Source organism: Halomonas sp. PA16-9 (assembly GCF_009728585.1).
Taxonomy (GTDB): Bacteria; Pseudomonadota; Gammaproteobacteria; order Pseudomonadales; family Halomonadaceae; genus Vreelandella; species Vreelandella titanicae.
Genome location: NZ_CP040451.1, coordinates 673,606 through 697,405 on the forward strand (window position 1 = coordinate 673,606; position 23,800 = coordinate 697,405).

General features: G+C 58.2%; 22 protein-coding genes, 1 tRNA gene and 3 pseudogenes. 13 read left to right on the forward strand and 13 right to left on the reverse strand.

Annotation, left to right across the window (positions count from 1 at the left end; all coding sequences use genetic code 11):
• Window positions 1-41: 41 nt before the first annotated feature.
• The 5 genes from yajC to FDY98_RS26690 all read right to left on the reverse strand — a co-directional run bounded on the left by yajC (window position 42) and on the right by FDY98_RS26690 (window position 2,764).
• Entirely contained in the window at window positions 42-368 is a 327-nt protein-coding gene (yajC, locus tag FDY98_RS03165; RefSeq protein WP_007111584.1) for a preprotein translocase subunit YajC, read from the reverse strand.
• A gap of 149 nt (window positions 369-517) precedes the next feature.
• A complete protein-coding gene (gene tgt / locus FDY98_RS03170) occupies window positions 518-1,639 on the reverse strand; it encodes a tRNA guanosine(34) transglycosylase Tgt (RefSeq protein ID WP_027957421.1) in 1,122 nt (373 codons plus the stop codon).
• A 93-nt stretch (window positions 1,640-1,732) separates the two neighbouring features.
• Complete coding sequence (locus tag FDY98_RS26680; protein ID WP_340146678.1) at window positions 1,733-1,894, reverse strand: S-adenosylmethionine:tRNA ribosyltransferase-isomerase; 162 nt, start codon at window positions 1,892-1,894, stop codon at window positions 1,733-1,735.
• Window positions 1,882-2,334 (reverse strand): S-adenosylmethionine:tRNA ribosyltransferase-isomerase, encoded by a 453-nt coding sequence (locus FDY98_RS26685; protein WP_340146679.1) that lies wholly within the window; start codon window positions 2,332-2,334, stop codon window positions 1,882-1,884. Before FDY98_RS26685 ends, FDY98_RS26680 begins: the two co-directional genes overlap by 13 nt.
• A 109-nt stretch (window positions 2,335-2,443) precedes the next feature.
• Window positions 2,444-2,764: an S-adenosylmethionine:tRNA ribosyltransferase-isomerase gene (locus FDY98_RS26690; protein WP_340146680.1), complete on the reverse strand. Its 321-nt coding sequence runs from the start codon at window positions 2,762-2,764 to the stop codon at window positions 2,444-2,446.
• Between the two features lie 114 nt (window positions 2,765-2,878).
• Between FDY98_RS26690 and FDY98_RS03180 the strand changes: the two genes are divergently transcribed.
• Window positions 2,879-2,965 (forward strand) — tRNA-Leu (locus tag FDY98_RS03180).
• 106 nt (window positions 2,966-3,071) lie between these two features.
• Here FDY98_RS03180 and FDY98_RS26695 read toward each other — a convergent pair.
• Window positions 3,072-3,698 (reverse strand): glycosyltransferase, encoded by a 627-nt coding sequence (locus FDY98_RS26695; protein ID WP_340146842.1) that lies wholly within the window; start codon window positions 3,696-3,698, stop codon window positions 3,072-3,074.
• Window positions 3,614-4,438 carry a glycosyltransferase gene (locus FDY98_RS26700; protein ID WP_340146681.1) on the reverse strand — a complete coding sequence of 275 codons (825 nt, stop codon included), beginning with the start codon at window positions 4,436-4,438 and terminating at the stop codon, window positions 3,614-3,616. The genes FDY98_RS26695 and FDY98_RS26700 overlap by 85 nt, the downstream gene beginning before the upstream one ends.
• Window positions 4,439-4,635: 197 nt before the next feature.
• On the opposite strand from FDY98_RS26700, the gene FDY98_RS03190 reads away from it, so the two are divergent.
• The 9 genes and pseudogenes from FDY98_RS03190 (at window position 4,636) to FDY98_RS03230 (ending at window position 13,138) form a co-directional block, all read left to right on the forward strand.
• Entirely contained in the window at window positions 4,636-5,403 is a 768-nt protein-coding gene (locus FDY98_RS03190) for a helix-turn-helix transcriptional regulator (protein WP_027957418.1), read from the forward strand.
• A gap of 184 nt (window positions 5,404-5,587) precedes the next feature.
• Window positions 5,588-5,944, forward strand: coding sequence for a RidA family protein (locus tag FDY98_RS03195; RefSeq protein ID WP_008959745.1), 357 nt, complete (start codon window positions 5,588-5,590; stop codon window positions 5,942-5,944).
• Window position 5,945: 1 nt separating this feature from the next.
• Entirely contained in the window at window positions 5,946-6,881 is a 936-nt protein-coding gene (locus tag FDY98_RS03200) for an ornithine cyclodeaminase family protein (RefSeq protein ID WP_027957417.1), read from the forward strand.
• 138 nt (window positions 6,882-7,019) lie between these two features.
• Window positions 7,020-8,093, forward strand: a complete 1,074-nt coding sequence (gene dctP / locus FDY98_RS03205) for a TRAP transporter substrate-binding protein DctP (protein ID WP_027957416.1) — start codon at window positions 7,020-7,022, stop codon at window positions 8,091-8,093.
• A 99-nt stretch (window positions 8,094-8,192) separates the two neighbouring features.
• Window positions 8,193-8,723: pseudogene (locus FDY98_RS03210) on the forward strand (TRAP transporter small permease); the annotation flags it as partial.
• Between the two features lie 10 nt (window positions 8,724-8,733).
• Complete coding sequence (locus FDY98_RS03215) at window positions 8,734-10,008, forward strand: TRAP transporter large permease (protein ID WP_027957414.1); 1,275 nt, start codon at window positions 8,734-8,736, stop codon at window positions 10,006-10,008.
• A 28-nt stretch (window positions 10,009-10,036) separates the two neighbouring features.
• Complete coding sequence (locus FDY98_RS03220; protein ID WP_027957413.1) at window positions 10,037-11,080, forward strand: histone deacetylase family protein; 1,044 nt, start codon at window positions 10,037-10,039, stop codon at window positions 11,078-11,080.
• Window positions 11,073-12,185, forward strand: a complete 1,113-nt coding sequence (locus tag FDY98_RS03225) for a class II histone deacetylase (protein ID WP_027957412.1) — start codon at window positions 11,073-11,075, stop codon at window positions 12,183-12,185. The genes FDY98_RS03220 and FDY98_RS03225 overlap by 8 nt, the downstream gene beginning before the upstream one ends.
• Window positions 12,182-13,138 carry a branched-chain amino acid transaminase gene (locus tag FDY98_RS03230; protein ID WP_027957411.1) on the forward strand — a complete coding sequence of 319 codons (957 nt, stop codon included), beginning with the start codon at window positions 12,182-12,184 and terminating at the stop codon, window positions 13,136-13,138. Before FDY98_RS03225 ends, FDY98_RS03230 begins: the two co-directional genes overlap by 4 nt.
• On the opposite strand, the pseudogene FDY98_RS03235 reads toward FDY98_RS03230, so the two are convergent.
• The 6 genes and pseudogenes from FDY98_RS03235 to FDY98_RS03260 all read right to left on the reverse strand — a co-directional run bounded on the left by FDY98_RS03235 (window position 13,135) and on the right by FDY98_RS03260 (window position 20,770).
• A pseudogene (locus FDY98_RS03235) lies at window positions 13,135-14,237 on the reverse strand (pyridoxal phosphate-dependent aminotransferase). The gene FDY98_RS03230 and the pseudogene FDY98_RS03235 overlap by 4 nt on opposite strands.
• Before the next feature lie 22 nt (window positions 14,238-14,259).
• Window positions 14,260-15,641: pseudogene (locus FDY98_RS03240) on the reverse strand (FAD-binding oxidoreductase).
• Window positions 15,642-15,676: 35 nt separating this feature from the next.
• Window positions 15,677-17,317, reverse strand: a complete 1,641-nt coding sequence (locus tag FDY98_RS03245; RefSeq protein ID WP_027957408.1) for an ABC transporter ATP-binding protein — start codon at window positions 17,315-17,317, stop codon at window positions 15,677-15,679.
• A gap of 9 nt (window positions 17,318-17,326) precedes the next feature.
• Complete coding sequence (locus FDY98_RS03250) at window positions 17,327-18,160, reverse strand: ABC transporter permease (RefSeq protein WP_027957407.1); 834 nt, start codon at window positions 18,158-18,160, stop codon at window positions 17,327-17,329.
• Window positions 18,157-19,137 carry an ABC transporter permease gene (locus FDY98_RS03255; protein WP_027957406.1) on the reverse strand — a complete coding sequence of 327 codons (981 nt, stop codon included), beginning with the start codon at window positions 19,135-19,137 and terminating at the stop codon, window positions 18,157-18,159. Before FDY98_RS03255 ends, FDY98_RS03250 begins: the two co-directional genes overlap by 4 nt.
• A gap of 76 nt (window positions 19,138-19,213) precedes the next feature.
• Window positions 19,214-20,770 (reverse strand): ABC transporter substrate-binding protein, encoded by a 1,557-nt coding sequence (locus FDY98_RS03260; RefSeq protein WP_027957405.1) that lies wholly within the window; start codon window positions 20,768-20,770, stop codon window positions 19,214-19,216.
• Window positions 20,771-20,980: 210 nt separating this feature from the next.
• Between FDY98_RS03260 and FDY98_RS03265 the strand changes: the two genes are divergently transcribed.
• Genes FDY98_RS03265 through FDY98_RS03275 form a run of 3 tightly spaced genes read left to right on the forward strand, consistent with a single transcriptional unit; the run spans window position 20,981 to window position 23,727 of the window.
• Window positions 20,981-21,706 (forward strand): GntR family transcriptional regulator, encoded by a 726-nt coding sequence (locus FDY98_RS03265; RefSeq protein WP_022520051.1) that lies wholly within the window; start codon window positions 20,981-20,983, stop codon window positions 21,704-21,706.
• Complete coding sequence (locus FDY98_RS03270) at window positions 21,684-22,712, forward strand: histone deacetylase family protein (protein WP_027957404.1); 1,029 nt, start codon at window positions 21,684-21,686, stop codon at window positions 22,710-22,712. Before FDY98_RS03265 ends, FDY98_RS03270 begins: the two co-directional genes overlap by 23 nt.
• A gap of 43 nt (window positions 22,713-22,755) precedes the next feature.
• Window positions 22,756-23,727, forward strand: coding sequence for a LysR family transcriptional regulator (locus tag FDY98_RS03275; protein WP_231500610.1), 972 nt, complete (start codon window positions 22,756-22,758; stop codon window positions 23,725-23,727).
• Window positions 23,728-23,800 lie beyond the last annotated feature (73 nt).

Sequence of the window (23,800 nt, forward strand, 5' to 3'; positions counted from 1 at the left end):
CCGGGGTGGCTGGCACTGGCTCGGCAGGGGTATTACAAGGTTTAGATGGACTTGATGGTGCCTTTAGGCAATACGGCGGCAACGGCGTTCTTCTGCACGTTAACTTCGGTGCCTTCAGAGATCTCGATGGTCAGGAATTCGTCGCTCACCTTAGTGATACGACCTACCAAACCGCCGCCAATAACGATCTCATCGCCTTTGTCCAAGTTGGTGACCAGCTGCTTGTGCTGCTTGGCGCGCTTGGCTTGCGGGCGCCACAACAGGAAGTAGAAAATCAGCACGAAACCGACCAGCATGACGATTTGCGCAATACCACCGCCAGCAGCGGCTTCTTGGGCATGGGCTGGTGAGATGAAGAAATCCAGCATTGCAGAGAACTCCTGAGTTAGAAAAGCTTAGGTTTTTAGATGCTTGGTTTTTGAAAGCTTGGTTTTGAAAACATGGTTTTTAAAGCATAGTTTTTAAAACATAGCCAAACAGTTTAAACCACGCGCCAAGGCGCGTGGCGATTAATTCGTCAGGGCTGGCTTAGCGGAGGCACTGGCAAGCCACGCCGTGCATAGAAGCCTTCCACAAAGGTCGTCAATGTACCCGCTTCAATTGCCGCGCGCAAATCGGCCATCACACGCTGGTAGTAACGTAAGTTGTGGATGGTGTTGAGCATCGAGCCGAGCATTTCATTGCAGCGATCCAAATGGTGCAAGTAGCCCCGTGAGAAATTCTGGCAAGTATGGCAATCGCACTCTTCATCGAGCGGGCGGGTATCAAAACGGTGCTTGGCGTTACGAATTTTGACCGTGCCTTCCGAGGTGAACAGGTGGCCGTTACGCGCGTTGCGGGTGGGCATTACGCAATCGAACATATCCACACCCCGGCGCACGCCTTCCACCAGGTCTTCGGGTTTGCCGACGCCCATTAGGTAGCGAGGCATCTCATCCGGCATCCAGGTGGGCAGGTAGTCGAGCACCTTGATCATCTCTTCTTTCGGTTCGCCGACGGAAAGCCCGCCAATCGCCAAACCATCAAAGCCGATTTCCAGCAGCCCTTTGAGCGAGCGTTCGCGCAGCTCTGGGTGCATGCCGCCCTGGATAATGCCGAACAGCGCGGAAGGTGAATCGCCGTGGGCATCCCGCGAGCGTTTGGCCCAGCGCAGCGACAGCTCCATGGATTTCTCGGCTTCGTCAAACGTGGCCGGGTAGGGCGTGCACTCGTCAAAGATCATCACCACATCGGAGCCCAGCGAACGCTGAACCGCCATGGACTCTTCCGGGCCCATAAAGACTTTGCTGCCATCCACCGGCGAGCGGAAGTGCACGCCCTGCTCGGTGATCTTGCGCGTCTCACCGAGGGAGAAGACCTGAAAACCGCCGGAGTCGGTCAGAATCGGTTTGTCCCACTGGGCGAAGTCATGCAGGTCGCCGTGAGCTTCAATCACCTCGGTGCCAGGGCGCAGCCACAGGTGAAAGGTGTTGCCGAGGATGATTTCGGCGCCGATCTCTTTGACGGAATCGGGCGTCATGCCTTTCACCGTGCCGTAGGTGCCTACTGGCATAAACGCCGGGGTCTCCACTGTGCCACGGGGGAAGTGGAGGCGGCCACGGCGCGCACGGCCATCGTCGGCCAGGCGCTCAAAGCGCATAAAGCATTCGTTTCGCATATAAAGTAACTCGTTAATCTCGTTCGTTTGGCGCGACGGGTGCAGGGCAAGCGGGTCAACAATCAGCAGCAATACCTAGCGGGTCAACAGCATGGCGTCGCCATAGCTAAAAAACGCATAGCGCTCGGCCACTGCCCGTTGATAGGCGTGCATGATGGTGTCATAGCCCACGAAGGAGGACACCAGCATTAGCAGCGTCGATTCCGGTAGGTGGAAATTGGTAATTAAAGCATCCACGCAGCGCCACTGGTAACCGGGTGTAGATGAAAATGTCGGTTATCGCCACTATAAGGCGCGATCTGTCCGTCGCTACTTTTCATGCAGGCGCTTTCCAGGCAGCGCACGCTGGTGGTGCCCACTGCCACCACCCGCTTGCCTGCTGCCAGGGTCTCGCGCACTTGCTGGCAGGTAGCTTCCGTGACCTCAATCCACTCGCTGTGCATATGGTGTTCAAGGATGTTGTCGACGCGCACCGGCTGAAAAGTGCCCGCGCCCACATGCAGCGTCACAAAGGCACGGTTAATGCCTTTATCTGCAAGGGCGTCCAGCAGTGGCTGATCAAAATGCAGCCCGGCGGTCGGCGCCGCTACTGCACCATCACGCCGGGCATAGACGGTTTGGTAACGCTCACGGTCGCTGAGTTCGTCTTCCCGGGTAATATACGGTGGCAGTGGCATATGGCCGTGCTTTCAAGCAGCGCGATCATCGGCGTATCGCCTAAAAAGCGCAGCTCGAACAGGGCATCACGGCGGCCTTCTACGATGGCGTGAATATCGCCCTCGAAAATTAGCTCGGTGCCGGGCTTCGGCGACTTACTCGAACGAATATGCGCCAAGCCACGGTGAGTATCCAGCGGGCGCTCCAGTAACATCTCCACTTTGCCGCGCTGGCCTTATGGCCGTGCAGGCGCGCCGGAATCACCCGGGTGTCGTTAAACACCAACAGGTCGCCGGGCTCCAGAAGCTCAAGCAAATCGGGAAAGCGGCGGTGTTCCAGCGCGCCGCTCTGGCCATCCACGCACAGCAAACGGCAGTCGCTACGCTGTTCAGAAGGGTAGCGAGCAATTAATTCGTCGGGTAGTTCGTAATGAAAATCCGCGCGCTGCATGGCGTATAACTCTTAACGTTGATCAAACAGGCGGCATAGGATAGCGCTTTGGCTGCATAAAGTCAGTCAATGTGATTGACCTACCTCGACATTTACGTATAATGCGCAGCCATTGCCGGTGTGGCGGAATTGGTAGACGCAGCGGATTCAAAATCCGCCGCCTTTACGGGTGTGCCAGTTCGAGTCTGGCCACCGGCACCAACTTTAAAATCAGGCACTTAGGTGCCTTTTTTTGTGTCTGCAATTTGAGTTTTTCCCTCCTAAGTGCCCGAATGTGTCAACAAAGTGTCAGCGGAGAGTTCGGCGCTTACTTTCTCTCACTAGCCAAACGCTCAGCCGCGATCTGATGATAAAGACTCGCGAGTTCCGCACTTTTGGCATCTTCGTGCCAGCTAGCGGCGTAGGCTTGGGCGCGTTCGGCGAGCTGTTGGCGCAGGGTGTCATCGCTTAGCAGACGGTTGACCTTGGTGGCGAAGTTGTCGTGGTTATCCTCGGCGATTAGGCAGCCTTCTCCTTCTTTTAATACATCCAGCGTGCCCATCATGGCGGTGGAGACCACTGGCGTGCCTAGTGCCATCGCTTCCAGCAGTACCAGCCCCTGGGTTTCCGTGCGTGACGCAAATACAAAAACGTCGGCGGCGCGGTAGGCGGCTTGCAGCGGGCCGCTGCGGTTGAGATAGCCGAGGAACAGCACCGATTCTGCCACGCCAACTTCCTGGGCGCGCCGGACAAGCGAGTCATGGGCCGGGCCTTCGCCGGTAATGATAAGCCGGGTGTTGGGGTGTTCGGCTAATACCTTGGGCAGCATATCGATCAGAAAATCGATGTTCTTCTCAAAGGCGGCGCGGCCTACATAGAGCAGCAGGCGCGCATCTGTAGGCAGATCGTAATGAGCACGAAAGTCGCTATCATCCTGGGTTCCTGAGAGTGGCAGAACGACTCCAGCGACAAACCGGTGGGAATGACCGTGGAGGGCGTGGTCACTCCATAGCGGGTAAGGGCTTCCTGCATTGCCCGTGAAGGAGCAACCAAAGCGTCGATCTGCTGGCACTGGTGCACTGAAAGCCGACGCGCGGCAAGTCGTAGCCAGCGTCGTGGAAGCCAACGGATATAGTGGTGAACATACTCCTCAAACAGGGTGTGGTAGGTCGCTACCACTGGAAGCCCAAGCCGACGCCCCAGCGCTACACCGGCATAGTGGGCGGTAAAGGGGGTGTGGACATGAATAAGGTCAAAGGCTTCAGCGGCAAGCTGCGGTGCCAGGGCGATCAAGTCCCGGTAGCGCATCATGCGATCCTCCGGGTCGCCGGGTACCTGGCGCGAGCGGATGCGCAATACGCCCGGTTCGTCCACTTGGCCCACAGGATAATCGGGGCAGATCAGCATGACCGAGTGGCCCAAACGCTCAAGGGCGCTGCGAAAACTGGCGATGGAGGTGGAAACACCATTAACGCGGGGGAAGTAGACATCCGAAATCATCAGTATCTTCATACCGCTCAACGGTGTCTCGGTCGTTGACGCCGCTGAGTGCAGCGTTAAAGTTGACGCTAGTCGTGCTTCGCGTTCAGCTTTACGCTGTAGGTGTAGGGCATTGCCGTTGGCTAATTGAGTTAGGGCCGCGACTTCCTGGTCACTGAGAGGAGAGTTGAGAGAGGGGCGTCGGCGCTGTGGCATGTTGTTTTGACTCTTGTGGCAGCTTACGAATAAGCTATCTTGAGTCCATGACTGGCGGATGACAGCCAGCGCGCTTAGATAAATACCGTGCACTTACGGGAAGAGCGTTAGCCCACAGTTGGCTTCACTCTCGCTTTTTGTTACTTAGCCGTTTTATAGTGCTGGAATAGCATTCGATGTACAGACGGTACCCCACCATGGCCCATTTTGAGCTGCATAGCCGCAATTTAGCCCAAGAGCAGGTGGCCCATACCCACGACTTCCATCAACTTATTCTAGCTACCTGTGGTGTTACAGAGCTTTCGATGGAAGGTCAGGGGGAGCGGGTTACCGCCCGCCGCGGTTGTCTGATTCCGTCGTCGCGCCATCACGAGTACCAGGGTGATGGCAGCAACCGTACCTTAGTTCTGGATATACCCGTTGCCCAGTTAGCTTCGCTTGAGAAAGGCAGCGAGATTGAGCGCCTCTTCGATAAACCGCGTTTTTTCAGCGTCCCCCCCGCGTTAAACCAGCTTACCCACGCCCTGGCGAACCAGCTTGAACAGTGCCCCGCGCTACAGAATGAAATTGCGATTCTGCTGTTACGCGCGCTGACCATGTATTTGCATGACACCTCTTCCACAGCTGTTGGGCAGTTGGGCCAACACTGTATTAGCGAACGCCTGGATCTTGCGCGTCTGGATGCCTGGTTGGATCAGCATCTTGCCGATGAGATCCGTGTGGAGCAGTTAGCTGCTTTGTGTGCCTTGAGCCCAGGCCACTTTCACAGCTGCTTTCGCGAGCTGACTGGCGTAACGCCGCTGGCCTATGTACAGCGCAGGCGCTTAGAGCATGCCCGCACCTTGGTTCGCCATAGCACACTCAGCCTGGGGCATATCGCCATGCTGGTTGGCTTTCGCGATCAAGGCAGTTTTTCCCGCGCCTATCGGCGTTATTTCGAGCTTTCCCCTTCTTCAGATCGTTAGGCCCTCATCTGACCGCTAGCCCCTCGCCGAACCGTTAGTGATAAAATTTTCTTGCCTGCATGACTTGCGGGCAAATCTATCTCAGCTTCGGGCAAGTAATTTGCCTGCTAGCGCTTTAGTCTTTGACTAATCCCTTATATCAAGACCCTTTTTATCAGCAGCACCGCTTTCAAGGAGCAACACCATGGGCGTTACCTATCAAGACAGCAATGCACGTATGAGCCAAGTGGCGATTCACAACGGCACCGTTTACCTCGCAGGCCAGGTTCCTCCTGATGCCACGGCGGATATGCGCGGCCAAACCGAGCAGGTGCTTGCGCGTATCGATCAACTGCTAGCCCAAGCGGGCACCTCGAAAGAGCATTTGATTTCGGCGCAAATATGGGTCACCAGCATGGCGGAGTTCGACCAAATGAACGCTGCTTGGGACGCCTGGGTCGTGCCCGGTCGCCCACCTGTGCGTGCAGCGCTTGAAGCCCAGCTCGCCAAGCCCGAGTGGAAAGTGGAGATCATGGTGGTAGCCGCGCTGCCGGAGGCCTGATATGCGGGTTGTTTCTGCCGAAGAGGTCACTCGCCACCTAACGTGGGATGGCTTGATCAAGCGGCTACATACAACGTTCGTGAATGGCGTGGAGTCTCCTCCCCGCCATCACCATGCGATGCACCGGCCAGATGGCGAAGCCACCATGCTGCTAATGCCCGCCTGGGAAGCGGCGGGTTACATCGGCGTGAAAATGGTCAACGTGTTTCCGCAAAACGCCGACCACGGTATCCCGGCAATCTCTGGGCTCTACTTGCTTAGCGAGGGCAAGCACGGCCAGCCGCTGGCCTGTATCGATGGCAGTGAGCTAACCCGGCGTCGTACGGCGGCGGCCTCCGCGCTGGCCGCTCAAGCCTTGGCGAATGAGAATGCAGAAACGCTGCTGGTGGTGGGCACGGGCAAGCTGGCGCCTATGGTGATTGAAGCCCACGCCAGCATACGCCCCATCAAACGCGTGCTGATCTGGGGCCGCAATCCCAGTAAAGCGGCGGCGATTGCCGACGAGTACGCCGAACGCTTCGAAACCCATGTGGTGGAGGAATTAGCGGATGCTGTCGCTGAGGCGGACATCATTAGCTGCGTAACGCTCTCCAATCAGCCGCTGATTAAAGGTGAGTGGCTAACGCCCGGCACTCACCTGGATCTGATCGGCGCGTTTCGACCACAGATGCGCGAAACCGATGCGCTGTGTCTGCGCCGTTCAGAAGTATTTGTGGACTCCTACGCCGGTGCCAAAGGCGAGGCGGGCGACATCCTGCAAGCCATTGAAGAGGGCGAATTCCAGTTCGACCAGATTCAGGCGGAGCTTGCTGAGGTGCTAGCAGGGACTAAATCGGGGCGCTCCACACCGGATGCCATCACGCTATTCAAATCGGTAGGGGCTTCGCTGGAAGACCTGGCCGCTGCCATTGAAGTGTGGGAGTCGCTTCCCGAATAACCATAGCTTTTTCAGGAGACATAGTTTTTTCAACAGATATGGTTTTTACAACAAAAATAGTAATCACCACATCGTCACCGATCAGGTGGCAACGCCAGTCATAACGAAGACCGACTAATAAACAAAATGAGGTGTGTTATGAACGCAAAAAAATCAGTATTTTTCGCCGCCCTGGCGGCGCTCCCGTTGGCTATTGCCAGCGCCAATGCCCAAGCGCAATCCTATGAAATGGTGATCGCCACGCAGTTGCCAGAGGATATGAGCAATAACGAAATCTATCCGGCGCTGGTGCATTTCAAGAACCTAGTGGAGGCGCGAACCGACGGGGATCTTGAGGTCACGATCTTCGGCGGCGGCCAGCTAGGCTCCGAGGTGGAAAACGGCTCGGAAGTGCAGGGGGGGCGAACGCTACAGTCGACGATTATGTCTGCCGGGGCGATGTCATCCTTCTACGAAGACTACCAAGTAGTCACGGCGCCTTTCCTGTTTACCAACTGGCGTCAGGCGTGGAGTTTCTTTGATAGTGAATGGTTCGCCGACTTTATGTCCGGCACCGTCGAAGCCGCTGATATGCGTTATTTGGGCACCTTCGACGATGGCGGTGGCTTCGTCGCCTTCACTAACAACGTGCGCTTGATTGAGACCGTCGAAGATTTAGAAGGCCTCAATATTCGTACCGAAGAGAACCCCGCCCACGTGGCGATTATGCGCTCGCTAGGCGCTTCGGCCACACCGCTGCCCTGGGGCGAGTTAATCACCGCGCTGGAAACCGGACTTGCCGATGGCCAGTTCAATGCGCCGGTGCTCAACACCACCTTCAACTTCGATGCGGTGACTGACTACACCACGCTCACCGGGCATGTGTATAACAGCGCCCCCTGGGTGGTTAGTGAGTCCTGGTACCAATCGCTGCCCGAAGAGCATCAGCAAGCGGTGATCAGCTCCGCCCGGGAAGCGATTCAACTGAGCCACGGCATGTCTGGCGCACTGGCTACCGCAAGTTGGGTGGAGTCCTGTGAACGCTTTGAAGAGTGCTACCTGATGCCCGACGCTGAGCGTGAGCGGATGGCGGAAATTGCCCGTCCCGCTTGGCAGGAGTGGATCGTCGATGACTTCGGCATGGACGAAGCCCGCGTCCAGGGGCTGCTTGACGAAGTTGAACGCGTCGGCCAGCAGTTGGCAGAAGACGACTACCGCATTTATGGCCAATAAAACCTAGGCCAATAAAGCTGGGTCAAAAAAACAAGGCCAATAACGGTTAGCGAACGATATACGCTGGGGCAATGTGAGGCCCCAGCGTGAGGAAAAACCATGGGCGTTTTAACTCCTTTGCGCCGCTTGAGCGATCTCGTCAATCAGGTGGCCATCGTGGTGTGTGTGGGCTGTATCCTGGCGATGCTGGGCATATCGTTCACTGCGTTTCTCTACAAGCTGATCACTGGCAGCACGCTTAGCTGGACCTACTCGCTGGCGCGGCTGTTTCTGCCCTGGATCGGCTTTCTCTCCATGACGATTTCGCTGCGCTATGGCGAGCACGTCGCCATGACCCTGCTGGTTCGCAGCTTGCCCAGAGTAATGGTGCAAGTGGCTGCCGGGCTCTGCCTGGCGGTGATTGGCCTGTTTGCACTGATGCTGACGTGGTACGGCTGGGATTACTTCGCCAGTGCCACCCAGGTTTACATGGTCTCTGATCAAATTCGTATTCCCAGCAAGGTGACCGCTATCGTGGTGCCTCTCAGTGGCGTCCTCATGCTGCTGCATCTGGTGCATGGCTTTGCCCTGCTGGAGCACTTCATTGATGAGCAGGACGTGATTAGCGAACTCATCGACACCTCTGACGGGAGCACCGCTCATGACTCCTGCAATTATTGCGTTTGTCGTGCTGCTGTTTATCGGAGCACCGGTAGCGGTGGTGATGGCCATGTCGGGGCTAGCGGGTGGCTTTGCCATCGGCGGCGAGCGCATGCTCGGTATCATTGCCGACCGCATGTTCTCCGGCGTCTCCGGCTTTCTGCTGATTGCCGTGCCCTACTTTATTTTCACCGCTGAGCTGATGAACCAGGGCGGGCTGACTCACAAGCTGATCGCCTTCAACAATGCGCTGTTCGGCCGGGTGCGCGGGTCACTCTCCCATGTGAATATCTCGGTCTCGGTGTTCTTTGCGGGTCTCACCGGCGCGGCGGTCACCGATACCGTCGCCATCGGCAAAATCATGATTCCTGAGATGAAAAAGCAGGGCTACGATGCCGAATACGCCGCTGCGGTTACCGCCTGTTCTTCCATCATCGGGCCGATTATTCCGCCAAGCGTGGTGATGGTGGTGTACGCCACGCTGCTGCGGGATATTTCGGTGATTGACCTGTTTGCCGGTGGGATTATTCCTGGCCTGTTGATGGCGCTGGCACTGCTGGGCGTCAGCTTCTTCCTGGCCTGGAAGCGCAATTACCCGAAACAGGCACCTACACCCTTTAAGGCGGCCATCATTGCACTGTTAGTCGCGCTGCCTGCCATGGTGGTACCGCTGATTATTCTTGGCGGAATTCTCTCCGGGCTCACCACGATTACCGAAGCCTCGGGTTTTGCGGCGGTTTACGCCATCGTGATTGGGGTGGTCTTCTACCGTAATCTTACCTGGCGCAAAATTTGGGATGCGCTGGTGACCACGGTGCGCTTCTCCGGCGTGGTTTTTTTCCTGTTAGCAACCTCGGCGGTATTGGGCTGGTTCGTCACCCGCTCGGGCATAGCCAGAGATGCGGCCAGCATGATCACCACCTTTAGCGATGCAGCCTTTGTGCAGCTGATGCTGGTGTGTCTGCTACTCTTGGTGATTGGCACGGTGATGGATGTGCTGCCGGCGCTGGTGGTCATTGCGCCGGTGTTGGTGCCAGCGATGATCCAGCTGGGCTTTGACCCGCTGCACTTCGCCATCTTGATGATCGTGGTACTGAATATTTCCAATGTAACCCCGCCGGTAGGGATGACCTTAATGACCGCCGCACGAATAGCCGAGGTGCCCTATGAACGGGCGATTATTGCCTCGCTGCCGTTTTATGTGTCGTTTTTGGTGGTGATTGTGCTGCTGGCTGCCTTTCCAGCGCTTTCTACCTGGATTCCTTCTTTACTCTAGCGGGCTGCCAAGGATTGCGAATTTAAATATGAAATGCTTCTACCATTCCGATCAGGAATACCACGCGCCGCCGACCTTTCTGCTGCGCGGCCAGCCTGCGCCTTCACCGGAAGGCCCGCTGCGCGCCGAGCTACTTACCCAAGGCTTGGCGAGCGCAGGGCTGACTCTGACTGCACCTAAAGAGGCGGATTCGCCTACGCTGCGTAAGCGCTTAGAGCAGATCCATACGCCGCGCTATCTAACGTTTCTGGACACTATTTACGCCCGCTGGCAGGCTCTGCCCAATGCGGCAGAGGTAGTTGCGCCTAATATTCACCCTTGTGGTGGCGGCTACCACTACCCGCGCCACCCGATTGGCCAGGCGGGCTGGCACCTTCACGATATGGCCTGCCCGCTAAGTGCGACCAGCTTTCAAGGCGCGCTGGCGTCGGCTGCCAGTGCCGAAGCGGCGGCTGAAGAGGTGCTTAATGGTGCGCCAGCCGCCTACGCGCTGTGCCGCCCGCCGGGTCACCATGCTGGGCCTGAACGCGCCGGGGGCTTTTGCCTGCTGAATAACTCGGCGCTGGCCGCTACGGTGCTGCGTGAACGCTTTGCCAAGGTGGCGATCATTGACGTGGACTTGCACCACGGCAACGGCACCCAGGATATTTTCTATCACCGCAGTGATGTTTGGACAGGTTCGCTGCACGCCGACCCAAGCGACTTCTACCCGTTCTTTTGGGGCGGCGCTGATGAAGAGGGTGGCGAGGAGGGCGTAGGCGCTAACGTTAATCTGCCCTTGCCGGTAGGCAGCGACGGGGAGGTTTATCTTGATGCACTGGCGGTATTAATTGACCACCTACAGCGCTACCAGCCGGATGCCGTGGTAGTGGCGCTAGGCTTAGACGCCCATAAAGATGACCCGCTAGCGGGGCTTACAGTGGAAACCGAGGCGTTTATCGAGGTAGGAAAACGTTTGGCAGCGCTCTCGCTACCCACAGTGATTATTCAAGAGGGCGGTTACCCCACCGAGCATCTAAGTGCCAACTTAGCCGCCTTTATGCAGGGTTACCAGCAGAGGCCCCATGAGTAAAAAAACGACCGGTTTTTACTGGCACGAACGCTGCTTTTGGCATGAGTTGGGCGCCATTGGCGTGTTTTCTGCGCCCGGTGAGTTTTTACAGCCCCAGGCCGCTTCGGAAAGCCCCGAGAGCAAGCGGCGGCTGAAAAATATCCTTGAAGTAAGCGGCCTGATTGATGAGCTTCGCGTGATGAAACCACCCGCTGCCGCGCAGGAAGACCTGCTGCGCTTTCATACCCTTCGCTATTTAGACGAGCTGCAGGCAGGCGATAAAGCGCGGGGCGGCAATGGCGGTGACTGCGCGCCTTATATGCCGGGCAGTTGGGCGGCGGCCACTCATTCAGCGGGGCTAGCCGTGGCGGCTGTTGAAGCCGTGGCGCAGGGCGAGGTGAGCAACGCCTACGCCCTATGCCGCCCGCCCGGCCACCATGCGGAAGCTGACCAGGGTCGTGGCTTCTGCCTGCTGGGTAATATCCCCGTGGCGGTGATGCGCGCCCGCGCTTTGGGGCAGGTTAAGCGCGTGGCGATACTCGATTGGGATGTCCACCACGGCAACGGCCAGCAAGCGGCGTTTTATGGTGAGCCCGATGTGTTGACCGTTTCACTCCATCAGGCGGCCAACTACCCGCTGGAAACCGGCAGCTTTGACGAGCAGGGCGAAGGTGCTGGGGTGGGCGCCAACCTTAACCTGCCGCTGCCGCCGGGCTGTGGCCTGGGCGCTTACGCATACGCTATGGAAACGCTGGTGCTGCCTGCGTTGGAAGCCTTTAACCCCGAGATGATTGTGGTGGCCTGTGGTTACGATGCCTGTGCCAAAGACCCATTAGGCAAAATGTTGCTCAACAGTCAGGCGTTCGCCACCATGACCGCGCAGCTTAAAGTACTGGCCGAGCGCTGCTGCGATGGCAAGCTGGTGTTTATCCACGAAGGTGGTTATTCAGAAGGCTATGTGCCGCTCTGCGGCCACGCGGTGATCCAAACCTTGGCGGGTAGCGCCATTGCCGTGCCCGATCCGCAAAACGATGAAATTGCCGCTTGGGGCTACCAGGCCCTGCAACCGCACCAGCAACTGTTAATCGACGACTGGTGCCAACAGTGGGAGCAAGCAAACCGATGACACCGCTTTATGACCGCGATGGCTGGATCTGGCACGATGGTGAATGGCTGGAGTGGCGCGAGGCCAAGGTGCATGTTTTCACCCATACGCTGCACTACGGCATGGGCTGTTTTGAGGGCGTACGCGCTTACGCTGGCCCCAGCGGCACGCATTTATTTCGTGCTGCTGAACATACCCGCCGCTTGGCAGAAAGTGCCCATTCGCTGGATATGCCGCTGCCGTTTAGTGAAGCGGAATTGATCGATGCCCAACGCGAGTGCCTGGCCAAAAACGGCCTGAGCAATGCCTACCTGAAACCTACCGTGTTTTTTGGTGCGGAAGGTTTAGGACTACGCGCCCAGGGTCTAACGACCCATGTGATGGTGGCTGCATGGGATCTAGGCCCCTACATTTCACCCCAGGCTGCCACCCACGGTTTGCGCGCGCTGACGTCATCCTGGGCGCGCCACCATGTCAATATCAGCCTCTGCCGGGCGAAAACCAACGGCCACTACGTCAACTCGATACTGGCGCTGAATACGGCGATCAAGGCTGGGTTCGATGAAACCATCATGCTCGACCCGGAGGGCTATGTGGCTGAAGCCTCGGCGGCTAACGTCTTCTTACTCCGCGATGGCGTGCTGCACACCCCGGAAGTAACGTCGTGTTTGCAAGGCATCACCCGGGATAGCGTGATTCAGCTGGCGCAAAAAGTGCTGGGTATTGAAGTGCGCGAGCGGCGGATCACTCGTGATGAGCTCTACACTGCCGATGAGGCGTTCTTAACCGGCACCGCTGCCGAAATACTTCCGCTTCGCGAGCTGGATGGGCGTCGCATTGGTGGACGTGTTGGCGCACCACCCGTCAATGAACCCATCAGCCCCGACAGCGTGACGGCGCAACTGCAGGGCTTATATAGTCAGGCGGTAAGCGGTGAGTTGGATGATTTCCAACACTGGTTAACCCCGGCTTAAGCGCTAATCGCTTTCTCTAACGCCGCTAATCTTCCCGGCTCCAGCGCTGCTTGCACCGCCGTAATTCGAATCACATTGGCCAGCTCAGGATGCGTCAAACGAGCGACCAAAACGCCTTCGGCGAGTAGTTGCTGATGTACCTCAGCGGCGAGGTCGGCGCTGGGCAGGCGAATGCCGATAAAGTTGGTGGCGCTGGGGAGTACGTCGGCACCAAGTGCGCGAAAGTGCTCAGCCAACTGCTCACGCCGGGCTTTTACATCAGCGACGTGTTGGTGAACTTCGTCAGGGTGATCAAGCACCACTTCCGCAGCGGCCAGGGTCAATGACGATACTGCGTAGTGAATACGCACCTTCATCATCATCGCCAGCACGTCAGGGTCGGCGATGGCGTAGCCAATGCGCAGGCCCGCCAAGCCGTGAGCCTTGGAAAGCGTGCGTAGGCGAATCACTCCCGGTATTGCTTTGGCAGCGAACTCGCTGCCCGCGTCATCACGAAAATCCCCATAGGCTTCATCCAGCAGCAGCCAGCAGGTGTCGGGCAGCTCCTCGCGCAGTTTGAGAATGGCGCTGTCGCTGTGTAAGTGGCCGCTGGGGTTATCCGGGTTGGCCAGATACACCAGTCGTGCGTTTTCCTGATGGGCAGCGGCGGCCAGAGCTTCCAGGTCGGGGCCAGCACGCCGGGCGCTTCATAATAGCTGGGCTCTACCAGGTTACAGCCCTGGCCTTTGGCAAAATAACCCAAGGTGGGGTAAGTGCCTGCGGTGCTCACCACGGTTTCACCCGGTTCGCAGGTGGTGCGCAGGGCCAGGGCAATCAAACTATCGGCACCGGCATCTACCAGCAGGGTTTCAAGCGCCATACCCTGTTGTTTGCTAATACGTTTGCGAACACCCAGCGCCTCGGCGTCGCCGTAGCAGTAAACGTGTTCGGCCAGGGCATCGCCAAAGTGATCGCGCAGGGCGCGGTGAGGCATATCCAGGCCTTCGTTAGAGCCCAGCCGATGGGGGATTACCTTGCCAAGTCGGCGTTCTAGCACCTTAATGCCCGGAAATGGATTAGCAGGGCCTTCACTCAGTAAGTGGTTGGGGTAGCGGGGCATGTTGATATCCTAAAAACAATTATTAACTCAATATTTTACCGCGATTGAGAAGGCGATGTGGGTCTAGCGCCTGCTTGAGCGTATGCATCAATTCAATCTCGGCGCTGGAGCGGCAAGTGGCGAGCCAGGGGCGTTTCTCCAGGCCAATGCCGTGTTCTGCGGAGACTGAACCGCCCAGTGTGGCCAGCGGCTGGTAAACCATGGCTTCAACCTCTCGCCGAACTTCGATCTCAGCGCTCCCCACGCTAACGGAAATATGAAGGTTGCCATCGCCCAGATGGCCAAAGACCACCAAACGCGCCTCCGGCCAGCGCTGGGTTAGCTGTGTTTCCAAGGCATTGGTGTAGCGCTGCATATCGGCAATCGGCAGGCTGACATCGAAGGTAAGCACCGGCGCCAAGCCTTTGACCAGCCCCTCAATATCCTCACGAATCGCCCATAGCCCATCGCGCTGGGTAGTCGACTGTGCAATCACCGCATCGACAATCAGCTCGCTCTCTAACGCGCTTTCTAATGCTTCGCTGAACTGAGTGGCATTGCGCTCGGCGTCGCTGCCCAGTGAATCAATGATCACATAAAACGGGTGCTCGGTGGCAATCGGCGGGGTGTGGCGGCCCAGGGTTTCAGTGAGCAGCCGGTAGTGGTTTTGCCACATCACCTCAAAAGCACCCAGGCTGCCGCCAAGCGCTTTGCCCATATGGCTGAGCAGACCAGTGAGCGACTCAAACGAAGGGCAGGCAACCATCGCCGTTTGCTCGCTGGGGGTGGGTGGCTGTAGCCGCAGCACAGCCCGAGTCACAATGCCCAGAGTGCCTTCGCTGCCGATAAACAGCTGCTTTAAATCGAAACCGGCGTTATTTTTCAGCATGCGGTTCATGGAACTGACCACCCGGCCATCCGCCATCACTGCTTCCAGGCCGAGCACCTGCTGGCGCATCATGCCGTAGCGAATGACCCGGACACCCCCGGCGTTGGTGGCGATATTGCCGCCAATGGTGCAACTGCCCCGGGCGCCAAGATCCAGCGGGAACTGCAGGCCGACCTCTTTCGCGGCTTCTTGAACCCGCTGCAGCGGTGCCCCGCCTGCACGGTGAGGGTGCCGCCCACTTGATCAATCTCTTCAATCGCGCTCATACGTTCCAGAGAAATCACCAGCTCATCCGGGCTAGCCTCTGCACCGTGCACCAACCCGGTTAATCCGCCGTGGGTGACCACCGGCTGCTGCAACTCATAGCAGGCGCGCATCACTGTGGAAAGCTGCTCGGTATCCGCCGGGCGAACAATCGCCCCAGCCTGGCAGGGCGCACCGGTCATCCAATCCACGCGGCGGCTGTGCACATCGTCGCCGGTCAATACATGGCCAGGGCCAACAATGGCGCGCAGCGCCTCCAGGGTTATTTGCATGTGTTTTCCTTAGCTTGTCTTTCCTATCCGATAAATTACGCTGTCGCTGCCACGGGCGCTTCGCGGCCGGGAATTGCCTTGAGCAGCGCCTGGGTATACGCCTCTTTTGGGGCGAGGAAGATCTGCTCGGCGCTGCCTTGCTCGACGATGCGGCCGTGCTGCATCACCACTATACGGTCGCAGATATGCGCGGCGACGCGCAGGTCGTGGGTAATAAACAGCAGCGAAAGCGACAGCCGCTGCTTCAACTCTTCCAGCAGTTCCAGTACCTGGGCTTGAATCGAAACATCCAACGCCGAGACGGCTTCGTCCGCCACGATCAGCTCGGGGTTGAGCGCCAGCGCTCGGGCAATGCCGATACGCTGACGCTGGCCGCCGGAAAACTCGTGGGGGAAACGTTCCACGGCGCTGGCGCCTAAGCCCACCATGTCGAGCAGCTCGCCCGCCTGCTTGAGCGCCGCGGCTTTGGGCGTGCCGTTGGCAATCGGCCCCTGGGCTATCGCCATGCCCACTTTGGTGCGTGGGTTGAGCGAGGCGTAAGGGTCTTGGAAGATCATCTGCACCCGGTGGCGTTCACGGCGTAGCGCATCGCCTTTGAGTTGGGAAAGATTCACGCCATCCAGCAGCAGCTCGCCGCTGTCGGGGTGCTCCAAACGTACCACGCAGCGCCCAAGGGTGGACTTGCCCGAACCGGATTCGCCTACAATCCCCACCGTTTCTCCCCGTGCTAGAGTGAGCGAGACATCCTCAAGGGCACGCACTTCGCGGGAAGGTTTAAGGAATCCGCCCCGGGAGCGAAAGATCTTATTGAGCTGCTTGATCTCCAGCAGCGGAGCGACTTGGCTGGTTTCACGGTGGGGCGGCACCGCATTGCTGGGAATCGCTGCAATCAGCGCTTGAGTGTAGGCGTCTTGAGGATTTTCAAGCACCGACTTGGCGTCACCCAGCTCGACGATCTTGCCGTGGCGCATGACGCAGACGCGGTTGGCGATTTCGGCCACCACGCCAAAGTCGTGGGTGATAAACATCACCGACATCCCGCGCCGCTGCTGCAGGTCGCGAATCAGCTCCAGAATCTGCGCCTGGGTGGTGACATCCAGCGCGGTGGTGGGCTCGTCGGCAATCAGCAGAATGGGTTCCAGCGCCAGCGCCATAGCGATCATGACCCGCTGGCGCTGGCCGCCGGAAAGCTCAAACGGATAGGCGCGAATGGCCTTCTCCGGCTGGGGAATACCCACTTCGATCAACAGCTCCAGCGCGCGGGCCTGGCGCTCTTTGGGGTTGAACTGGCCGTGGGCTTCGAACACTTCGGCAATTTGCGCGCCTACCCGCATCAGTGGGTTAAGGGCGGTCATCGGCTCCTGGAAGATCATGCCAATTTTTAGCCCGCGCAGGGCGCGGTGCTGCTTTTCCGTCAGGGCAAGTAAATCCTGCCCTTCAAAGAGTATCTCGCCCTGAGTGGCGTTCACGCCCTTGGGCAGCAGCCCCATCACGGCGTTGGCGGCCATCGATTTACCGGAGCCGGACTCACCCACCACGCACATGATTTCGCCGCGCTTCACCTCGTAGCTAACGTCTTCCACCGCCAGGGCGCGATCCGCCCCTTTTGGGAGCGCAATGTTGAGGTCGCGAATGCTGAGGACGGTGTCAGCCGATTGATTCTCTGTAATAGGCATATAAAGTCCTTAGCGCTCGCGTGATAGTTTGGGGTTCAGTGCGTCGTCTAAACCTTCACCCACCAGGTTTAACGCCAGTACCGTCAGCAAAATCGCCACGCCAGGGAAGAAACTCAGCCACCACGCCTGGCGAATCACCGTGCGCGCAGCGCCTATCATATAGCCCCAGGACATCACGTTCGGGTCGCCCAGGCCGAGAAAAGACAGCGCCGACTCCAGCAAAATCGCGGTGGCCACCATTAGCGAGGCCAGCACGATAATCGGCGACAGCGTATTGGGCAGAATCTGACGCAGAATGATCGTGCTATTGGACTGGCCGACCAAGCGCGCGGCTTCGACATACTCGCGGTTACGCAGCGACATAAACTCGGCGCGCACCAAACGGGCCACCGGCGGCCAGCTGACAATCGCAATCGCCAGCACGATCGAGGTGATGCTGGGCTGCATGATGGCTACCAGCACAATCGCCAGGGCGAAGTTGGGGATGGTCTGGAAGAACTCGGTAAAGCGCATCAATATGTCGTCAATGAGGCCGCCGTAGTAGCCTGCAATGGCCCCCAAGGGAACGCCAATCAGCAGCGCCACGCTGGTGGATACCAGCCCGATCAACAGCGATACCCAGGCGCCATGCATTAAGCCTGAGGCCACGTTGCGGCCCATGGTGTCGGTGCCTAGGGGAAAGCCATCTTGCGAGAGCGGCGGCAAAAAGGGCCGCTGCACCATGCGCCAGGGCGATTCAGGAAACAGTAGCGGCGCCAGTATGGCCATGGCGATAATCAGCAGCAGGATGATCAGGCCGACGAGGGCGCCACGGTTTTGCGCGAAGCGTGCGAAAAAGCTCATGCGGCCCCCTTCTTGATGCGTGGATCAGCCAGGCTGTAGACCAAATCGGTGATGATATTGAAGACGATGACCAAGGCCGCCGAGAAGAAGAAAATGCCCAGCAGCAGGTTGTAGTCGCGCTGCTGTAGCGCTTCGAACATCAGCCGCCCGATGCCGGGCCAGGCAAACACCGTTTCGGTCAGGATCGCCCCGCCGACCATCTGCCCCGCCTGCAGGCCCGCTAATGTGATGATCGGCAGCAGGGCGTTACGCAACACATGGCGGCGCTGGATAATGCTGGGCTTCAAACCTTTGGCGCGGGCGGTTTTGACGTAATCCTGCTGCGCGGCATCCAGCATCGACGTGCGCGTCATGCGGGTGTAAATCGCCATAAAAAACAGCGCTAAGGTGGTCGCGGGTAGCACCAGATGCTTGGCAACGTCGAGCACCAGCGCAAACCCGGTATGGCCTGCCCCCACGGTGTAGAGGCCGTAGGCGGGCAGCCAACCCAGGTAGACGGAGAACACCACCACTGACATCAGCGCGACCCAGAACAGCGGCGTGGCGTAGAACACCAGCGCCAGGGCCATAATCAGTGAGCCAGAGGGTTTCTTGACCCGTGCCGCGGCCATGGAACCCGCCACGATGCCCAGTACCAGCGAAAGCACAAAGGCGGTGCCGGTGAGCAGCAGGGTGGCGGGCAGGCGCGCCATAATAAGGTCAAAGACAGGGACGCCCAACCGGTAGGAGTAGCCGAAATCGAGCATGGCAATGCCCGACACATAACGCCACAGCTGCACATACATCGGCTGGTCGAGCCCAAAGCGCTCGCGCAACTGGTTGAGAAACTCCTGATCCGCGGCACCTGCTTCGCCGGCCAGAATGGCGGCCGGGTCACCGGGGGCCAGCTGAATCAGCAGAAAGTTAAAAATAACGATTAAAAACAGCACAATCACGGCTTTAAACAGCCGCATCAGAATGAGGCGCGCGTAAACCATAAGTCGTTTCCTGACGTATACCTTCAAGACATAGCTAAAAAAACCAGGTAGCTCGCGCTACCTGGGTGGCTTGGGTTTAGCGATCTAGCCAAGCATCTTTAAAGCCGTCGTTAACACCCACGCCGGAGGTGACGAGGTTCTGCACATCACAGCGGTACAGGGTCGGGAAGCCCAGTTCCATCAGCCAGCCAACGGGCACGTCTTCATGGAGGATTTCCTGTACTTCGCGGTAAAGTTTTTCGCGCTCTTCGTCGGGGAAAGCCGTGGCGGCCTCGTTAAACAGCTCGTCCACACGCTCGTTTTCGTAGCCTTCCACGTTATTCCAGGGCGAGCCCTTGGCGATGTTGTCGGAAAGGTAGGTGCGTGAAATACCCAGTGCAGGGTCGCCGTACTGGTAGAGATAGGTAAAGGCGAGATCGTAATCCCAATCGCCCAGGCGCTGGTTCCAGCCGCCCACGTCGGTGGCCTGGGTTTCAACGTTAATACCCACTTCACGCAGGTTCTGCTGCACGGCTTCGGCCCAACGCGTCCAGGTTTCCCCATAGGGCAGCGGCAGAATGGTGATCTCTTCGCCGTCGTAGCCCATTTCATCCAGTAGCTCACGGGCGCGTTCGGGGTTGTGATCGTAGGGTTCCAGGTCGTCGTTCTGGAACCGCGCATTGGAGCCGAAGGCGGAGAGCGGCACATTGCCCAGGCCGTTCCACAGTACGTCTTTGGCGAACTCGCGATCCATGGCGTACATCACCGCCTGACGGAAACGTTTATCCGCCGTGGGGCCTTCGCGGTTGTTCATCCACAGCATGGCAAAGGGGCTGAAGTATTCGTGGCCCTCTTCGGTCATGCAGACGTTATCCATCTCGGCCAGGCGGGGAATATCGAAGTTCTCGACGGTACCGCTGGGCAGCACGTCGATGGTTTCATTTTCAAAGGCCACAGCACGGGAAGCGCCATCGGGAATGATGTGCCAGTTAACGCCATCCAGGTAGGGTAGGCCCTCTTCATAATAGTCGTCGTTTTTAACCAGTTCGATCACCGTGCCGCGTTCCCAGTTGGAGAACTTAAACGGGCCGGTACCGATGGGGTGGTCGTTGTGCTCGTTATCGCGGAAGTCGGTGCCCGCGTAGAGGTGCTCGGGCACCATGGTGAAAGTGCCCGCCTCGAAGGAGAGCAGGAAAGGGCCGAAGGGTTGGGTCAGGGTAAATACGACGGTGTGGTCGTCGGTGGCTTCGATGCTCTCCACGTGCTGTAGCACGGCGCGGGCGCTGGGGTTCAACTCGCGGTGGAAGACATCGGCGGAGAACACCACGTCATCGGCGGTAAAGGCTTCACCATCGTGCCAGGTAACGCCTTCACGCAGGTGGAAAGTGTAGGTGCGACCATCCTCGCTGACCTCCCATGACTCCGCCAGTTGCGGCATGGGCTCTAGGTCGGTGGTATAGCGCAACAACCCTTCGTAGATATTGCCTGCCACGGTGCGGGTAGGGGCGTTTTGAATCATGCCCAGCACCAAGCCTGGCGGCTCGGGCTGAATAATGGTGTTAACGACGCCCCCTTCTTTAGGGTCGTCTGCCATAGCGGCGGAAGTAAAAGCGAGTGCTGCAGCGGAAATAGCTAAAGCTAAAGGTTTTTTCATGTTTCCTGCTCCTCGGTTATTAGCACGTAATGAGGTTACGTAGTCGTTAGGCGAGCGAGGCGTGTCAGACCCTGTTGTGATGTTTGTTAGGGATCTGTTTTGACCATAGCAGCACTTGGTAAAACTGTCGACAGTCGGCAATCGTTCGTCGACAAGTGGCTTTTTTTCGTCATACTGGGAAGAACACGTCATATCCCATGAGTGAATGCGATGGCCTCACCAACGGCGGCTCCCAGGGCCTTTATCCAGCAGCAGAACCTGGTCGAGCAAGTAGCTGACTATTTAACCCAAGCGATTATTCAGCAACACTTTTTACCCGGCGAACGGCTCTCGGAAGTGCAGCTCTCCCGCGACCTGGGTGTTAGCCGCGCACCGGTTCGCGAGGCCGCTCGTTTGCTGGAAAGCCGTGGTTTATTGATCTCGAAACCGCGCCGAGGCTTCTTTGTTCGCGCGTTGAATGCCGTTGAACTCGAAGATGTGTTTGATTTGCGGCTCTGCCTTGAGCGCCACGCGATCGAACGCCTGGCAGAACGCTATACCGCCGATGCCCAGCGCGCGCTCAAGCAGCAAGTAGAGGTGCTATGTGAAGCGGCAGCCGGGAACGATGGCACCCGCCGCATCGAGGAGGATTTGCAGTTTCATCGACTGATGCTGCATTACGCAGGTAACGAGCGTCTGCTGCGCGCCTTTGACGACCTGTCCCATGAGCTGCGCCTGTGCATCACCCTAATTACCAAAACCCATGAAGCCCCCGACACCATTGCCACCAGCCACTTTAAGTTGCTCGACGCGCTGGATAGTGGCAGCCCTGCTGCCTGCCGTGAGGCGATTGACTACCATATCGGCGTTGCCCGCGATTTCGTAGTCAAGGGTGTGGGCGAAACCGGAGATAGTTCTGATGAAGATAGTGCCGATGAAGACGTTCTTCCACGCTGACCAACTGCTTCATCAGCCGCAAACCTACTTCTCCCGGGGCAAAATGCGCACACCCCAGGAAGTGCCCGAGCGTGCCACGCACCTGCTGGCAGCCGCCAAGCAGCTAGGGTTTGATATTCAAGCACCCGCGGATCATGGCGTGGCGCCGTTAAGGGCGGTGCATTCGCTGGCCTATTTGCGCTTTCTCGAAAGTGCCCATCGGCGCTGGCATGCCCTCGGCGAGGATTGGGGTGAAGAAGTTATTTCCAATATTTTTGTGCGTTCGCCCAATGCTCTGCGCGGCATCTTGGCGGAAGCCGGGCGTTACTTGGCTGACGGTAGCGCTCCCGTGGGCCAGCACACTTGGCAGTCGGCTTATTGGTCGGCGCAGAGTGCGGTCGCCGGGGCTGAGGCTTTATTAGCCGGGGAGCGATTTGCCTATGCGTTATCGCGCCCGCCGGGCCACCACGCTGGCATCGATTCCGCCGGTGGCTTCTGCTTTCTCAATAATGCCGCCATTGCCGCGCAGCACCTCACCTCGCGCTACCCCCGCATCGTCGTGTTAGACCCGGATATGCACCATGGGCAGGGCATTCAGGAAATTTTCTACCAGCGCGACGATGTGCTGTATATCTCGATCCACGGCGATACCACCAACTTCTACCCAGCAGTGACTGGTTTTGAAGACGAGCGCGGGCAGGGGGGCGGGCTGGGATATAACCTCAACCTGCCGATGCCCCATGGATCAGAGGAGTCGGTGTTCTTTGACCGCGTGGAGCAAGCCTGCCAAGCCATCCGCCTGTTCGAACCGGACGCCATCGTGCTGGCGCTGGGGTTCGATATCTACGAACTTGACCCCCAAGCCAAGGTCGCCGTTTCTACCGCGGGTTTTGCTGAGCTTGGCCGCAGGGTAGCGGGCCTGAACGTACCCACGCTGGTGGTGCAGGAAGGCGGTTACTATCTGGAAGGACTGGAAGCCAACGCGGTGAGTTTCTTCGAGGGGCTGCTTGGCAACAAAACGCCCTGACGATTAAGCCAGTATTTCCAAGCCTTATGAAGAGGGCTAGGTAATGTATGGAACACGGCGTATTCAAAAGAAACTGGCCGGTGCTAGCATGTCGTTTCACGCGACGCGTCATCTCTCAAGAGACTCTCCCATGCTGGATATCAAGTATTACGTATTGATAGACGCCATTGCCACTCACGGCACGGTGCACGGTGCTGCTGCCGCTATCGGCATTACTCAGCCCGCGGCTACGCATCGCATTCGTGAAATGGAACGCCGCCTGGGTGTGGCGCTTTTTCACCGTGAAGGACGCCGACTGACGCTTTCCGCCTCAGGAGAGCGACTGCTTGAGACTGCACATGACGTGCTCCCTCGACTGCGCAGCGCCGAGCTCGAGGCGTGGCAACTGGCACGCCGGACCGAACCCGCTTTGCGACTGGGCATCGGCCCTTACGACACCTTCTCGAGGGCGCTTCCGCATCTCTACGACCAGCATGAGCGTGATATCGACCTGGTACGCCTGTCCATGGCAGACATGACCACGGCGTTACTCACCAGTCGCGTCGACATGATCTGCATGATTGAGGTGCCCTCGCAGCGTGGCATTGCCCACCAGTTATTGTTCGAGGAGCCACTGGTGGCCGTTTTGCCGCCCGAGCACCCCTATGAGCAAAGCGACGCGGTGCCCGCCGAGGTATTCGATCAGGGGCGGCACTTTACCTACAGCATCACCCCCGAGTCCGGCCATGAGTTCGAGCATTTCTTCCAGCCAGCCGGCGTCTACCCGTCGCATATGGTTCAGATTGAGTCGGTCGCCCTGATCCTTGAGCTCGTCGCTGCTGGCAAGGGTGTGAGCATCCTATCGCGCTGGGCCGTTCAGGATGCACATCACGCCGGTCGCGTCGTCATGCGGCCATTGGCGGGTAACTTACTGCGCATTCCTTGGTATTTGGCCTATGCGCAAACGCCACGTATCACCGCCGTCGCCGAGCCGCTGGCGGCCACGCTCCGCCATCTCTACCGCACCGACGTGTGAGATAAGGCTGCATCCATCTCTGAGCGAGTTAGAACGATAAGAATCTCGTCGCAGATGGTCGGACATTCTCATT